The organism is Streptomyces sp. NPDC020490, assembly GCF_044335305.1.
Lineage (GTDB): Bacteria > Actinomycetota > Actinomycetes > Streptomycetales > Streptomycetaceae > Streptomyces.
The window spans coordinates 523,300-536,595 of sequence record NZ_JBIRUY010000001.1 but is presented as its reverse complement, the minus strand read 5'-3'; the positions used below and the strand labels follow the sequence as shown (position 1 = coordinate 536,595).

Annotated in this window: 8 protein-coding genes; 7 read left to right on the top strand and 1 reads right to left on the bottom strand. The window is 72.2% G+C overall.

Going from position 1 to position 13,296, the window contains the following annotated elements; translation table 11 throughout:
* Nucleotides 1-204: 204 nt before the first annotated feature.
* Nucleotides 205-1,365: an L-rhamnose isomerase gene (gene rhaI, locus ACH4ZX_RS02400; protein WP_398266171.1), complete on the top strand. Its 1,161-nt coding sequence runs from the start codon at nt 205-207 to the stop codon at nt 1,363-1,365.
* Nucleotides 1,366-2,075: 710 nt separating this feature from the next.
* Here the strand turns inward: rhaI (ACH4ZX_RS02400) and ACH4ZX_RS02395 are convergent.
* Nucleotides 2,076-2,468, bottom strand: coding sequence for a hypothetical protein (locus tag ACH4ZX_RS02395; RefSeq protein WP_398266168.1), 393 nt, complete (start codon nt 2,466-2,468; stop codon nt 2,076-2,078).
* A 238-nt stretch (nt 2,469-2,706) separates the two neighbouring features.
* Between ACH4ZX_RS02395 and ACH4ZX_RS02390 the strand changes: the two genes are divergently transcribed.
* The 6 genes from ACH4ZX_RS02390 (at nt 2,707) to ACH4ZX_RS02365 (ending at nt 13,289) form a co-directional block, all read left to right on the top strand.
* Nucleotides 2,707-7,404 carry an HAD-IC family P-type ATPase gene (locus ACH4ZX_RS02390; RefSeq protein ID WP_398266165.1) on the top strand — a complete coding sequence of 1,566 codons (4,698 nt, stop codon included), beginning with the start codon at nt 2,707-2,709 and terminating at the stop codon, nt 7,402-7,404.
* A gap of 160 nt (nt 7,405-7,564) precedes the next feature.
* A complete protein-coding gene (locus ACH4ZX_RS02385) occupies nt 7,565-7,828 on the top strand; it encodes a hypothetical protein (RefSeq protein WP_398266162.1) in 264 nt (87 codons plus the stop codon).
* A gap of 210 nt (nt 7,829-8,038) precedes the next feature.
* A complete protein-coding gene (locus ACH4ZX_RS02380) occupies nt 8,039-8,269 on the top strand; it encodes a hypothetical protein (protein ID WP_398266159.1) in 231 nt (76 codons plus the stop codon).
* Nucleotides 8,270-8,572: 303 nt separating this feature from the next.
* Nucleotides 8,573-9,733: an L-rhamnose isomerase gene (rhaI, locus tag ACH4ZX_RS02375; RefSeq protein ID WP_398266156.1), complete on the top strand. Its 1,161-nt coding sequence runs from the start codon at nt 8,573-8,575 to the stop codon at nt 9,731-9,733.
* A 68-nt stretch (nt 9,734-9,801) separates the two neighbouring features.
* Nucleotides 9,802-11,841 carry a bifunctional aldolase/short-chain dehydrogenase gene (locus tag ACH4ZX_RS02370; RefSeq protein ID WP_398266153.1) on the top strand — a complete coding sequence of 680 codons (2,040 nt, stop codon included), beginning with the start codon at nt 9,802-9,804 and terminating at the stop codon, nt 11,839-11,841.
* A complete protein-coding gene (locus ACH4ZX_RS02365) occupies nt 11,838-13,289 on the top strand; it encodes a rhamnulokinase family protein (protein ID WP_398266150.1) in 1,452 nt (483 codons plus the stop codon). Before ACH4ZX_RS02370 ends, ACH4ZX_RS02365 begins: the two co-directional genes overlap by 4 nt.
* Nucleotides 13,290-13,296: the final 7 nt, after the last annotated feature.

The window sequence follows — 13,296 nt, the reverse complement described above, 5'->3', positions numbered from 1 at the left end:
GACGTTAGGCATGCGGGCCATGTCACGTCAATGGGTCCGCCGCGAAAAGTTTTCGAGATGCCTTCGAGAGCCAGAGGTCACGGTCAGGCTACGGACGAGAGCCTTTGCCGGAACGCTTGACACACCCACGGGCGACTCCTAGCTTCGGCTACTGAATCGATTCATACGGAAGCCGTTTCGGCCAGACGTCACAGGAGCCCTGAAGTGACCGAGCTCGCCGCGGTGAAGGCCGCGCTCAAAACCCAGGCAGTCGAGACGCCGTCGTGGGCGTACGGGAACTCGGGGACCCGGTTCAAGGTGTTCGCGCAGCAGGGCGTTCCCCGCACTCCGCAGGAGAAGCTGGACGACGCCGCCCAGGTGCACGCCGTCACGGGCGTCGCGCCGACCGTCGCGCTGCACATCCCGTGGGACAAGGTCGACGACTACGCCGCGCTGGCCAAGCACGCCGAGGAGCGCGGCCTGAAGCTCGGCGCGATCAACTCCAACACCTTCCAGGACGACGACTACAAGCTCGGCAGCATCTGCCACGCCGACCCCGCGATCCGCCGCAAGGCACTCGACCACCTCCTGGAATGCGTCGACATCATGGACGCCACCGGCTCCCGCGACCTCAAACTCTGGTTCGCCGACGGCACCAACTACCCCGGCCAGGACGACATCCGCACCCGCCAGGACCGCCTCGCCGAAGGACTCGCCCAGGTCTACGACCGCCTCGGCGAGGACCAGCGCATGCTGCTGGAGTACAAATTCTTCGAGCCCGCCTTCTACACCACCGACGTCCCCGACTGGGGCACCGCCTACGCCCACTGCCTCAAACTCGGCGACAAGGCCCAGGTCGTCGTCGACACCGGCCACCACGCCCCCGGCACCAACATCGAATTCATCGTCGCCACCCTGCTCAGGGAAGGAAAACTCGGCGGATTCGACTTCAACTCCCGCTTCTACGCCGACGACGACCTCATGGCCGGCGCCGCCGACCCCTTCCAACTGTTCCGCATCATGTACGAGGTCGTCCGCGGCGGCGGCTACACCCCCGACATCGCCTTCATGCTCGACCAGTGCCACAACATCGAGGCCAAGATCCCCGCGATCATCCGGTCCGTGATGAACGTCCAGGAAGCCACCGCCAAGGCCCTGCTCGTCGACCGGGAGGCGCTGGCCGCCGCGCAGCGCGAAGGCGACGTCCTCGGCGCCAACGCCGTCCTCATGGACGCCTACAACACCGACGTACGCCCACTGCTCGCCGAACTCCGCGAAGAGATGGGCCTGGACGCCGATCCGATGGCCGCGTACCGCCGGTCCGGCTGGGCCGAGAAGATCGTCGAGGAGCGGGTCGGCGGGGCGCAGGCGGGGTGGGGCGCGTAGCCGCTCCGCTGCGGGAGAGCGGGGGCCGACGGCCGGAGGTGGTGGGCCGACGGCCGGAGACGGTGGGCCGGCGGCCGTCCGCCGGAATCTCAGGTGAACAGGGCCCGGAGGGGTCGGCAGGCGTGGTCCCCATCACTTCCGACCTGGCCGGATCCGGGACAAGTACATCGACGCCCCGTTCCAGATCGTGTTCCGGCCCGAGGAGTGACTGATCGCGCCCGCGCCGTGGCACAACGGCCGGATGGTGCTGATCGGTGAGGCCGTCCACCCCGCGCTTGGGCCGGGGTGCGGCACAGGCGTTCCTGGCCGAGCGCCTGGCCGCGCACGACGATCGCCGCGAGGCGTTCCGCCGGAACGCGCCACGCCGCTCCCCCGGCGCGGTGGGCCCGGCGATCCCGCTCCCCAGGCCGCGCTTCCCGGGCGGCGGTCCACCATGAGTCACCCCGTACGTCTCCGCGGAGCCCGGGCCGCGGCGGCCATCGGCGTTCTCGCGCTGCCGAAAGGCCGCGGCGCCGCGTTCGGCCTCGCCTGCAGCAGGCCGTCGCGAAGGAGGCGAAAGTCCGCGGACTCTCGCCGAAGACCGCCACCTCCCGGATGGACCCCGGCAAGGAACTGTCGACACCGAGGACAGGCTCTCCCGCGGCGTCGCGCTCCAGGAAGGGGCGTTGCGGCAAGCCTTTGCACTGTTCCCTGGGCGTCGGTGTGTGCCCTCAGGAGCTGCCGTCGGCTTCCGGTTTCGATGCTGCGGGCCGGTCGACGGCGACTGTCCGGGCGGGCGTCCGGGGTGCCTGCGGCGGGGGCGGGAGCGCTCCTCCGCGGCGCAGGACGGCGTAGCCGATGCCGATTCCGGCGGCGACGGGCCATTCCAGGGCGCCTGCCAGGGCGAGGGCGCCGAGCCCGGCGTAGAGGGGAAGTCCGCCCTTGGCGGGCAGGACGCGCTGTGCGGTGGTGACGGGAAGGGTGATGACCTTCCGTGCGGCGTCCGCGACATCGTCGAGCGGGATGGTGACGGTATGCCCGTCGTGGCCGCGCTCCGGGTGCTGGTCGGTGATGTCCGTGGCGTCGGGGCTCGTTGTGGTGGTCTGGGCTTTCTTCTTGGCCATGTGATCACTCCATTGCTCTTGCCGATTTCCCTACGTTATGTCCGGTTCGTATAGATTTCAGAATCTGTTCGCCTGCGGATGTGCGGTCGGTGGCTGAGCACCGCGGACGCCATGGGCCTTGAGTGAGGGAGTCACGCCGGTGCTGCCAGGTGGTGTGGTGATGTCGCAGGGCCACCGGCTTGCGGCGCAGGCGCCGTCTGCGGTGGCCGCGTCCGCCGGGGTGATTGCCTCACGTGCGGTGAGGACGCCGGTTGAGGCGCTGCGGGCGCTGGAGCGTGGGCGGCAGAGGGCTGCGCGGGTGGGCGATGCCGTCTCACGCGAGGTGGTCAGGGCTGCCGAGGTGGTGCGGGATGCCGGTCCGGCCAGGCGCCGCAGGCGCGTGTGGTCGCGGTTCGGCAGGGCGCACATCGAGGTGCGGTGCCTCGCCGGAGCGGGAAGGCGGCAGGAGCGGCTGGCCGCAGGGCTGGAGTCCGCGCTGGCCGGGCTGGCGGGGGTGCGCTGGGCGCGGGTGAACGCGGCGCTGGGCCATGTGGTGGTCGACGCGGCGGAGGATGGCTGCGATCTCGAGGCAGTGCTGGAAGTGGTGGCCGCGGCGGAGCGGGCGCATGATGTCGCGGAGCAGCCGTTCGGGCACGGTCAGCCGGGTGCGGCGTTCGACGATGTCCCGGAGGTGCTCGCCGGCGTCGCCCTGGTCTCCGACTGCGTGGGGCTGGTCGGCGCGGTGGCCGGCTGGACGGCCTCGGTCACCCGGTTACCGCGCGCGGTCCGGGTGCCGTTGGTCGTGGCCGACACTCAGCCGCGGGTACGCCGGTGGCTGGAGCGGCAGGTCGGCCGTGCCCATGCGGACGCGTTCTTGACCATGGCCGGAGCGCTGGTGTATTCGGCCACCGGGGGGATGACGCCGCTGCTGCTGGACGCCGTCCAGCAGTGGTTGAGGCTCGGTGAGGCGCGCAGTCGGCGGGCGGTGTGGGAGCGCCGGGAGGGCGAGCTGGTGGCTGACGGCGCCGGTCTACCCCGGCAGGCCACGACGCCGCCGCCGCGACCGGTCGCGGTGCCGGCGGGTCCGGTGGAGAAGTGCGCGGAGCGGACGTCGCTCACCTCCCTGCTGGGAGCTGCCGGGGTGGCCGCCTGGACCAGGGATGCGGAACAGGCGGGTCAAGCGATGCTGGCGACGGTGCCCAAGGCCGCCGGGTCGGGGCGTGAGGCGTTCTGCACGGTGCTGGGCCGTGACCTGGCGCGGGCGGGCGTGGTGGTGATGAATCCGGCGGCACTGCGCCTGCTCGACCGGGTGTCCGCCGTCGTCATCGATTCCCCGGCCCTGTGCGTTCCGCGGGTGCAGCTGATGTCGGCGGCACCGAGCGGGGGGCAGGACGAGGCAGCGTTGTGGCAGGCCGCGCAGAAGGTCCTGTCCGGACGGACGCCGAAGGACATGGCCGGTCCGGGTCCGTGGGCGGCGGGTCGCTGGCGGCTGCGGCGCCGGCCGGACGGCGTGGGCCGGCGGCCTGACACCGGTCCCGGTCTCCACCTGGAGGTGCACGACACCGGTGGCCGGCTGCTGGGACGGGTCGTGGTGGGATGCGATCTCGACCCCTTGGCCGATGCGGTGGTCGCCGCGGCTCGCTGCGGCGGCCGCCGTCTGGAGATGACCCAGCACGCCGGCGTCGCCGAGCTGCTGCGGTGGGCCGATCACGCTGTGCCGCCGACCTCGACGCCGGCCGAGCGGGTACGCACCCTGCAGCGAGAAGGCCACGTGGTCGCACTGATCACCTGCTGCGACGGCGAAGCACTCGCGGCCGCGGACGTGGGAGTGGCCCTCCCCCTGCCGGACGGGTTCGGGAGACCGGCTCCCGCAGCGCCGTGGTCGGCGGACCTCGTGTGCGGGCCAGGGCTGGAACACGTCTGGCGCGTACTGTCGGCCCTGGACGACGCACACCAGGTCAGTGCGGCCTCGGCCCGCCTGTCGATCGGCGGGTCCGCGCTCGGAGCGTTGATCGCGGCTGCCGGTACCCGGCACCGCATGTGGGGCCTGACCACCACTCCCGTCCACGGCGCCGCGTTCCTGGCCCAGATCGGCGGCGTCCGCGCGGCACGAGGCCTTGCCCGCCGGCCCCTGCCCGTCGGCCATGTCCGCGGCGCCTGGCACGCCATGGACGCGGACGACGTCCTTCGTGCCCTGCGCCCGGTGCGCCGCTACGCCACAACGGAGCAGCCCACGCCCGATGCGGCTGCCCGGGCACCATTCGACCGGACGGTGCACCGGCTGGCCGGGGCCGTCACCACAGCCGTCACTTCCCTGGGCCTCGCCACGCAGGTCCAGCATGCCGGTGAGCTGCTGAGCTCGGTGCGCGAGGAACTGCGTGACCCGCTGACCCCGGTGCTGGCTCTTGGTGCCGCGGCGTCCGCAGCGGTCGGTTCCAGCGTCGACTCACTGTTGGTGGGCGGGGTGATGGCCGGCAACGCCGTCATCAGCGGCGCCCAGCGCATGCGGGCCGAGCAGGCTTTGCGGACTCTGCTGGCGAAGGAGAGCATCACCGCCCGCCGCCTGCGCCACCTGCCGGACGACTCAGGCCCGGGTTTCATCGGGTCGCTGGAGAAGAAAGACTTCGACACCGTCGACGCGAGCGACCTTCAGGTGGGCGACGTGATCGTCCTACGGTCGTCGGAGGTGGTGCCGGCCGATGCCCGGCTGCTGTCAGGCGACCGACTCGAGATCGACGAGGCGGCGCTGACCGGTGAACCCACCCCGGTGGCGAAGTATCCGGCGGCCACTCCCGGGGCGGACCTGGCCGAGCGGTCCTGCATGCTCTACCAGGGCTGCACCGTGCTGGCGGGCACCGGCGTGGCCGTGGTCGTCGCGACCGGCGGGCAGACCGAGGCAGGCCGCGCCGCAGAGCTGGCCGGGCAGGCCACCACCGCGCCCGGCATCGAAGGACACCTCGCGGCGCTGACCCGGACGGCGCTGCCCGTGGTCGGCATCGGCGGGGCAGCGGTCACCGCCCTGGGGCTGCTGCGCGGCCTGCCGCTGCGCCAGGCACTGGCCTCCGGCGTCGCGGTCGCGGTGGCCGCCGTCCCCGAAGGCCTGCCGCTGGTAGCGACCGTCGCCCAGTCGGCGGCCGCACATCGGCTGTCCCGCCACGGCATCCTGCCCCGCTCCGCCCGCGCGCTGGAAGCCCTCGGACGCGTCGATGTCATCTGCTTCGACAAAACCGGCACCCTCACCGAAGGCCGTCTGGCCCTGACCCGTCTGGCCTCCACCGAGAAGATCCTTCCCCCCGAGTCGGAAGAGGCACGTCTTCTGCTGCGCACCGCCGCCCGCGCCTGCCCCGCCCCCGGCGCACCCACGGCCCACGCCACCGACCGCGCCGTACTCGAAGCCGTCCACAGATACGACATCGACGACCCGGGCTGGGCACGGCAGGCGGAACTGCCTTTCGAGGCCAGCCGCGGCTACTCGGCCTCCGCGGGTACCGACCACGGCCATCCCCTGCTCGCGGTCAAAGGAGCGCCCGAGATCATCCTCGAGCGCTGCACCACCACCCTCGTTCCGGCCGGCCCCGCTGACCATCGCAACGGCCAGGTCGGGAGTGACAGCGGCCTGGCCCCGCTCGACGATCAGCGGCTGGAAGCCGCCCACCGCATGCTGCGGCAGCTCGCCGACCAGGGCCTGCGCGTCCTGGCCGTCGCCCAGGCCGCTCCACCCGCGGACGCGCCGGGCATCGACGACCGGGAACAATCGGCGGAACGGGCGACCGGTACCGCCGTGCCGGCCGACACGGTGACCGACCTGGTCCACGATCTGACGCTGCTGGGTTTCCTGGCCATCGCCGACGCTCCCCGCCCCACAGCCTCCGACGCCGTCAAACGCCTCACCGACGCGGGTGTACGGATCGTCATGATCACCGGCGACCATCCGGCCACCGCCGCCGCCATCGCGCGCGACCTCGGCATCCCGCACACGGAGACCGTCGTCACCGGCTCCGTGATCGATTCCCTGTCGGCCACCGACCGCATCCCGGCCATCGACCGGGCCAGTCTCTTCGCCCGCGTATCACCTGAGCACAAGGTCCGGATCGTTCAGGCCCTGCGTGAGGCAGGGCACGTCGTCGCCATGGTCGGCGACGGCGTCAACGACGCAGCCGCCATCCGTCTCGCCGACATCGGTATCGGCGTCGGGGTCCACGGATCCACCGCCGCACGCGCCGCCGCCGACCTCGTCCTGAGCGACCCCGACCTCACCCGCATCCTGGACGCCCTGCACGAGGGACGTGCCCTGTGGGCCAGCGTCCGCGACGCCGTCGCCATCCTCGTCGGCGGCAACGCCGGCGAGGTCGCCTTCACCATCCTCGGCACCGCACTCGCCGGCCGGGCCCCCCTCCGCACCCGCCAGCTCCTTCTGGTCAACCTCCTCACCGACATGCTCCCCGCCCTGGCCGTCGCCCTCGCCCACCGCACCACGGCCGCCGGCACCACCGCGATGGACCAGCCCGCTCCCACCCTCATGGGGCCCGCCCTGGCGCGACTGCTGGCCATCCGCGGCACCGCCACCACCCTGGCCGCGATTCTCGCGTGGCAGACCGGCCGCCTCACCGGCCGTGCCCGCCGCGCCGACACCATGGGACTGGCAGCCCTGGTCACCGCCCAGCTCGGCCAGACCCTCATCACCGACTGGCGCAGCCCCCTCGTCCTGGCCACCGCCGCCCTCTCCGCAGCGGCCCTCCTCACCGTCGTGCAGACCCCGGGTCTGAGTCACTTCTTCGGCTGCACGCCCCTCGGCCCCGTTGCCTGGACCACCATCGCCGCCAGCGCCACCACAGCCACCGTCACCGCCGCTACCGCCCCCCGTCTGCTCACCCCGACCACGCCCCCACGCGCCGCCACCGCGTACTCGCACGCGGCACCGGCCTCTCCGCCGTCAGCCAGCAGGCCGAGCGGCTGAGGAATGGGTGATTCCCGTCCGAGCGGACCACACTTCCGTTCACCCTCTGTTGGCGTGGATGAAGGTGCCAAGCCATTCACGCGCCTCGGAAGCGGACTGTCCTGAGGAAAACCGGCAAAACAAGCCACCTCCGCGGCTTGATCGGCCAAAGGACACTGCCGTGCCCCTGACCATCGTCATCAGACTGCCCCGGATCTCGCTGGTCCCGCAGGTGCAGTCGCTTGCCCGCACCCTGACCCCGCTCGCCGGGCCTCTCCTCGGTATGGCCGTCGACGCGAGCGGGCTGGGACTGCCCGCGCGTCTCCTGCTGCACGCCGCGCTGCACACCGCCCTGCAACAACGACCCGCACACAGCGAGACCGGTGAGGGCACACCACCTGCGGTCCCGGTGGCTCCTCTCACCAGCTCAGGCATGCCCACCTGAAGTACCAGGTCGAGATCGGCCCCGGCGGCCTGTCTCCGCCACCATGGCCGACCCCGAGGCTGATCGGGGAGACGGCCGTCCGCAAGGCCGTCGCCCCGCTCGACGGCGGGAAGGCGGACAAGACCGCCCGGAGCCCGCTCGCCCTCATCACCGAGGACGACATCGAGGAGGCTCCTCAGTACTGCGGCGATTGCCGCGGCGGCCCAGGTCATGTCCGAGGTGCTGGGGCGGCCGGTCCGCTACCGGCAGGCCACGCTGGGCGACTACCGGGAGGCGATGATCCGGCACGGCGCGTCCGAGGCGTCGGCCCAGGGCCTCGTGGACATGGCGGTGGCCCAGAACAACGGGGCCTACGACGAGGAGCACCGCACAGCACCGCCCGCTCCCACCTCGTTCCGCCGGTGGTGCGAGGAAGTGCTCAGGTCAGCCGTCCTGTCCTGAGCGTCCGTGGTCCCACAAGCCGTCGGCCGCCCGCGACGGGCCGGTGACACGTGTAGCCATCCGAGCCACGCTGATGAAACGTTTCACGACATCCTCACGCCCGCCGCTCCCGCCGTCAAGAGCCGGCAAGGCGGAAATGCATCTCCCCCCGCACCGGGCAGCACGAGGGCCCGAACATCTTGACGGCGTCCGCACCCTGCGGCTAGTTTCCCTGAAACGATTCAAACAGTTCAGGCTGTTCAGTCCGGCACCGGCGCCCCACCTCCACGGCAGCGTCGTGGCCTGCGATATTCAGAGGTGGTCATGCCAGACCTGTCCACGGTGAAGGCGGCCCTCGCGGCCCAGCGGATCGAGACGCCGTCGTGGGCCTACGGCAACTCCGGCACGCGTTTCAAGGTGTTCGCCCAGCCGGGCGTCCCCCGCGACCCCTGGGAGAAGCTGCAGGACGCGGCGAAGGTGCACGAGTTCACCGGCGTGGCTCCCACCGTCTCCCTGCACATCCCGTGGGACAAGGTCGACGACTACGCCAAGCTCGCCGCGTTCGCCCGTGACCACGGAGTCGTGCTCGGCGCGATCAACTCCAACACCTTCCAGGACGACGACTACAAGCTCGGCAGCATCTGCCACGCCGACCCCGCGATCCGCCGCAAGGCACTCGACCACCTCCTGGAATGCGTCGACATCATGGACGCCACCGGCTCCCGCGACCTCAAACTCTGGTTCGCCGACGGCACCAACTACCCCGGCCAGGACGACATCCGCACCCGCCAGGACCGCCTCGCCGAAGGACTCGCCCAGGTCTACGACCGCCTCGGCGAGGACCAGCGCATGCTGCTGGAGTACAAATTCTTCGAGCCCGCCTTCTACACCACCGACGTCCCCGACTGGGGCACCGCCTACGCCCACTGCCTCAAACTCGGCGACAAGGCCCAGGTCGTCGTCGACACCGGCCACCACGCCCCCGGCACCAACATCGAATTCATCGTCGCCACCCTGCTCAGGGAAGGAAAACTCGGCGGATTCGACTTCAACTCCCGCTTCTACGCCGACGACGACCTCATGGCCGGCGCCGCCGACCCCTTCCAACTGTTCCGCATCATGTACGAGGTCGTCCGCGGCGGCGGCTACACCCCCGACATCGCCTTCATGCTCGACCAGTGCCACAACATCGAGGCCAAGATCCCCGCGATCATCCGGTCCGTGATGAACGTCCAGGAAGCCACCGCCAAGGCCCTGCTCGTCGACCGGGAGGCGCTGGCCGCCGCGCAGCACGAGGGCGACGTCCTCGGCGCCAACGCCGTCCTCATGGACGCCTACAACACCGACGTACGCCCACTGCTCGCCGAACTCCGCGAAGAGGCGGGCCTCGACGCCGACCCGATCGCCGCCTACCGCCGGTCCGGCCGGCAGGAGCGCATCGCCGCCGAGCGGGTCGGCGGCTCCCAGGCCGGCTGGGGCGCCTGACCCCCGGCCCCCGGCCCCCGCCTCCCGCACACCCGCACCGCCCCGACGACGCAAGGAAGAGACCGACCATGGCACCCCACCCCGAAGCCGCCGCCCTGCTGGCGCGTTCCCACCGGCTCGGCGCGGATCCGCGCAACACCAACTACGCCGGGGGCAACGCCTCCGCGAAGGGCACCGAGACCGACCCCGTCACCGGCGGCGACGTCGAACTGATGTGGGTCAAGGGCTCGGGCGGTGACCTCGGCACGCTGACCGAGGCCGGCCTGGCCGTGCTGCGCCTGGACCGGCTGCGGGCGCTGCAGGACGTCTACCCGGGCGTCGAGCGCGAGGACGAGATGGTCGCCGCCTTCGACTACTGCCTGCACGGCAAGGGCGGCGCGGCCCCCTCCATCGACACCGCGATGCACGGTCTGGTGGACGCGGCGCACGTCGACCACCTGCACCCCGACTCCGGGATCGCGCTCGCCTGCGCCGCCGACGGCGAGAAGCTGACCGCCGAGTGTTTCGGCGACACGGTGGTGTGGGTGCCGTGGCGGCGGCCCGGTTTCCAGCTCGGTCTCGACATCGCGGCGGTGAAGGCGGCCAACCCGCAGGCGATCGGCTGCGTGCTGGGCGGTCACGGCATCACCGCCTGGGGCGACACCTCCGAGGAGTGCGAGCGCAACTCGCTGCACATCATCCGCACGGCGGAGGCGTTCCTCGCCGAGCGCGGGAAGCCGGAGCCGTTCGGCCTGGTGATCGAGGGCTACGGGGCGCTGCCCGAGGCCGAGCGCCGGGAGCGGGCGGCGGCCCTGGCGCCGTACGTGCGGGCCGTCGCCTCCCAGGACCGCCCGCAGGTCGGGCACTTCACCGACTCCGACGTCGTCCTCGACTTCGTCTCCCGCGCCGAGCACCCGCGGCTGGCCGCGCTGGGCACCTCCTGCCCGGACCACTTCCTGCGCACCAAGGTCAGGCCGCTCGTCCTCGACCTGCCGCCCACCGCTCCGCTCGACGAGGCGATCGCCCGTCTGAAGGAGCTGCACACGGAGTACCGCGAGGAGTACGCCGCCTACTACCGGCGGCACGCCCTGCCCGACTCCCCCGCGATGCGCGGCGCCGACCCGGCGATCGTGCTGGTGCCGGGCGTCGGCATGTTCTCCTTCGGCAAGGACAAGCAGACCGCGCGGGTGGCCGGCGAGTTCTACGTCAACGCGATCAACGTGATGCGCGGGGCGGAGGCGGTGTCGACGTACGCCCCGATCGAGGAGTCGGAGAAGTTCCGCATCGAGTACTGGGCCCTTGAGGAGGCCAAGCTCCAGCGGATGCCGAAGCCCAAGCCGCTGGCGACCCGGGTGGCGCTGGTGACGGGCGCGGGCAGCGGCATCGGCAAGGCGATCGCGGAGCGGCTGGCGGCCGAGGGCGCGTGCGTCGTCGTCGCCGACCTCAACGGGGACAACGCGGCCGAGGTGGCCGAGGGCCTGGGCGGCCCGGACAAGGCGGTCGCCGTGACCGTCGACGTGACGGACGAGGAGCAGATCGCCGCGGCGTTCAAGGCGGCGGTGCTGGCCTTCGGCGGTGTCGACCTGGTGGTCAACAACGCGGGCATCTCCATCTCCAAGCCGCTGCTGGAGACGTCGGCGAAGGACTGGGACCTGCAGCACGACATCATGGCCCGCGGGTCCTTCCTGGTCTCCCGCGAGGCGGCCCGGGTGATGATCCAGCAGGGTCTGGGCGGCGACATCGTCTACATCGCCTCCAAGAACGCCGTCTTCGCCGGCCCCAACAACATCGCCTATTCCGCCACCAAGGCCGACCAGGCCCACCAGGTGCGGCTGCTGGCGGCCGAGCTGGGCGAGCACGGCATCCGTGTCAACGGCGTCAACCCGGACGGGGTCGTGCGCGGCTCCGGCATCTTCGCGGGCGGCTGGGGCGCGCAGCGGGCGGCGGTGTACGGCGTACCGGAGGAGAAGCTCGGCGAGTTCTACGCCCAGCGCACCCTGCTGAAGCGGGAGGTGCTGCCCGAGCACGTCGCGAACGCCGTCTTCGCGCTGACCGGCGGCGACCTGACCCACACCACGGGACTGCACGTCCCGGTCGACGCCGGCGTCGCGGCCGCCTTCCTGCGGTGAGCGCGTCCGTGAAGTCGTACGCCGCGGTCGACCTCGGCGCGTCCAGCGGACGCGTCATGGTCGGCCGCGTCGGCCCCGAGAGTCTGGAACTGGCCGAGGCGCACCGCTTCCCCAACCGGCCCGTCCGCGTGCCCGAGGGGCTGCGCTGGGACGTCCTCGGCCTGTACGCGGGCGTGCTGCACGGGCTGCGTCTGGCGGGCCCGGTGGACTCCGTCGGCATCGACAGCTGGGCGGTGGACTACGGGCTGCTGGACGCGGACGGGGCGCTGCTCGGCAATCCCGTGCACTACCGGGACAGCCGCACGGAGGGCGTCGCGGAGAAGGTGTGGGCGACCCTGCCGGCCAACCGCCTGTACGCGGCGACCGGGCTGCAGTACGCGCCGTTCAACACCCTGTACCAGTTGGTCGCGGCCCGTGAGACGCACCAACTGGCGCAGGCTGAGCGGCTGTTGCTCATCCCGGACCTGCTGGCCTACTGGCTCACCGGCGAGCAGGGCACCGAGCTGACCAACGCCTCCACCACCCAGCTCATCGACCCGCGCACCCGCGACTGGTCGCACGACGTCGCCGGCCGGCTCGGCATCGACCTCGGTCTGTTCGCTCCGCTGCGGCAGCCGGGCGACCCGGCCGGCAGCTTGCGTCCCGAGGTGCTGGAGGAGACCGGGCTGACCGGCCCGGTGCGGGTGACGACGGTCGGTTCGCACGACACGGCCTCCGCCGTGGCGGCCGTTCCGGCCACCGGGGGCGAGCGGTTCGCCTACATCTGCACCGGCACCTGGTCGCTGGCCGGGCTGGAACTGGCCGCGCCCGTGCTCACCGAGGAGAGCCGGGCCGCCAACTTCACCAATGAGCTGGGGCTGGACGGCACGGTCCGCTACCTGCGCAACATCATGGGGCTGTGGCTGCTGCAGGAGTGCGTGCGGGCCTGGGGCGACCCGGACCTGGGCGAGCTGCTGCGGCAGGCGGCCGAGGTGCCGGCGCTGCGGTCGGTGGTGGACGCGGGCGACGCGGCGTTCCTCGCGCCGGGCCGGATGCCGGAGCGGATCGCCGGGGCGTGCCGTGCCTCGGGGCAGCCGGTGCCCGAGTCGCCCGCCGAGATCACGCGCTGCATCCTCGACTCCCTCGCGCTGGCCCACCGGCGGGCCGTCGAGGACGCGCAGCGCCTGGCCGGCCACCCGGTCGACGTGGTGCACGTCGTCGGCGGCGGCACCCGCAACTCCCTGCTGTGCCAGCTGACCGCCGACGCCTGCGGACTGCCGGTGGTGGCGGGCCCGACGGAGGCGGCCGCGCTCGGCAACGTGCTCGTCCAGGCCCGCGCCCACGGTCTGGTCGGCGATCTCGCCGGGATGCGGCACCTGCTCACCCGGACGCAGCCGCTCACCCGCTACGAACCCCGCGGCGACACCCGGCGGTGGCGGGAGGCGCAGGCCCGGCTGGCCGAGAAGTGACCCGGTG